Origin of the sequence: Rhodopirellula maiorica SM1 (assembly GCF_000346295.1) — a bacterium.
In the GTDB taxonomy this organism is placed as follows: Bacteria; Planctomycetota; Planctomycetia; order Pirellulales; family Pirellulaceae; genus Novipirellula; species Novipirellula maiorica.
The window spans coordinates 1-1996 of sequence record NZ_ANOG01001072.1; the positions used below are offsets into that span (position 1 = coordinate 1).

The window sequence follows — 1996 nt, forward strand, 5'->3', positions numbered from 1 at the left end:
ACGCCACAGCGGAAACGTGACCAAAACCAGCACGATCACCATGCCAGCCCAACATCGCGACAGTCCCCAAGATCCCAACACGCCATCCCCGCCATATCACAGTTTGTGAGTGAAAAATGTGCAAAAACGAAGCCTACGCGGAATCGGTTCCTGCCGACACCCCCGGCGGATTTGCGTTGTCATGCTCAATCGCTCAAGATGACGGTCAAGGCAACTTTGACCGAAGCACCAAAATCTTGTCCACGTTTGCGGACCACCAATAGGGAACGAGCGAGGAATGTTAAAACGACACTCCTCTGATCCATCGACCACACTCGATCATGATGACGGCGATGCCGCGACGACTCGCTGGAGTTTCTTACAGCGATACGGTTTGGTCGTCGTCGGATTGTCACCGTTGGTTGCCAACGCGATCGGCAGCGTTTTTAACATTGCCTATAACCACGTCCAAGTCGAACCGTTGCTGTCGGTGGCTCAAATGGCCCGCTTCCAGGAATGTTGGCAATGGTTCAATTTGATCATCTACCCGATGGCAGTTGTCTGTTTTGTCACACCATTGGTTTGGTTGCGGCCGGTGCACAATGCACTGATTGCGGGCGATCCGTTGGACGCTGAGGTTTTGCAGAAAGCCCAAAAGCGAATCGTAAATCTGCCTTGGTGGTTTTTATTGGTTGCGGCCACAGGATGGCTCAGTTGCATCCCCGTTTTCCCTGCGGCACTCTATGCGGTTCCCGAACCGTTATCCGGCGACGTCGTCGCCCATCTAATCACTTCATTCTTGACCGCGTCGCTGATCGCAGTCACGCATAGTTTCTTTGCCGTCGAATTAGCGATTCAAAAGTTCTTGTTCCCCGTGTTCTTTCAGCAGCACAATCCAGCAGCCGTGCCTGGCGGCATGCCACTGAACATCACTGCCCGCGGCGTGTTATGGATTTTCTCGGCGGTGGTCAGCCCGGTGGTTTCACTGGTGTTGATCTTGTTGCTTCCCGACGCCGCCCATCGTGCTCCCTGGTTCGCCGTCGCTGTGGGCTTGGTAGCGATCGTGTTTGGATTGATGTCGAGCATCATGTTGTCCAAGTTGGTGGCGACTCCGATTCACGAGCTGAACGTGGCTTCGATGCGGGTGGCCCGCGGCGACTTAACCGCCCGGGTCCATCTGCTGCGTGCGGATGACTTTGGCATGCTGATCGAGAGATTCAATAACATGGTCCAGGGGTTGCGAGAGCGTGAACAGCTGCAACAGACCTTTGGTCGGCACGTTGGCGAAGAAGCGGCACGCCAAATCATGAGCCAAGGCGATCATTTGAGCGGTCGCGAAGAGAGCGTGTCGGTGATGTTTGTCGACGTCCGCAATTTCACTCGTTTTTCGTCACATCATTCACCCGAACAAGTCGTGACGGCACTGAACGTCTTCTTTCGCGAGGCCGTCGAGATTGTCGAATCTCATGGAGGGATGGTCAACAAATTTTTGGGCGATGGATTCATGGCCTTGTTTGGCATCGGAAAGGATTCAGACCACCATGCCCAACGAGCGGTCGAAGCCGGGATGGCGATGCTGCGGTGGGTCGCCCAATCACGACCACTGTTCGAGCAAGCGGGATGGCCGGATCTGGAAATCGGGATCGGAATTAACACCGGCACAGCGGTCGTCGGCAGTATCGGATCGCCCAAACGCCAAGAATACACCGCCATCGGCGACACGGTGAATGTCGCTGCGCGGGTCGAATCGCTTACCAAAGACCTTGGTTGTTCGCTGATCGTGACTCAGCGCACGGCCGACCAGCTCTCGGCGAAAACGACGCTCCGTGAACTGCCGCCGCAGCGGGTCAAAGGCAAAGCGGATCCGCTGCAAGTCTTTGCGGTCGACTATTGACGAGGAACCCAGCTTTCAGGTGCGTCTAACATCAGCGGCTCGTGAAAAACGGTTAACGGATCGCCCTGCTCTTTCATCCAATCCTTAAGTTCAACCAGCAACCCCTGTTGCACTTGAACAAAT

2 protein-coding genes are annotated in these 1996 nt (G+C 55.2%); both read left to right on the top strand.

Annotated features, from left to right (window positions below; genetic code table 11):
- The first annotated feature begins 116 nt into the window (after positions 1 to 116).
- Entirely contained in the window at positions 117 to 263 is a 147-nt protein-coding gene (locus tag RMSM_RS41620) for a hypothetical protein (protein WP_008708878.1), read from the top strand.
- A gap of 14 nt (positions 264 to 277) precedes the next feature.
- A complete protein-coding gene (locus RMSM_RS34825) occupies positions 278 to 1873 on the top strand; it encodes an adenylate/guanylate cyclase domain-containing protein (RefSeq protein WP_008708880.1) in 1596 nt (531 codons plus the stop codon).
- Positions 1874 to 1996 lie beyond the last annotated feature (123 nt).

What these genes read in the sequence shown, in the direction of transcription:
- RMSM_RS34825 (WP_008708880.1), top strand. Translation starts at nt 278, where the DNA reads ATGTTAAAACGACACTCCTCTGATCCATCGACCACACTCGATCATGAT.
- RMSM_RS41620 (WP_008708878.1), top strand. Translation starts at nt 117, where the DNA reads ATGTGCAAAAACGAAGCCTACGCGGAATCGGTTCCTGCCGACACCCCC.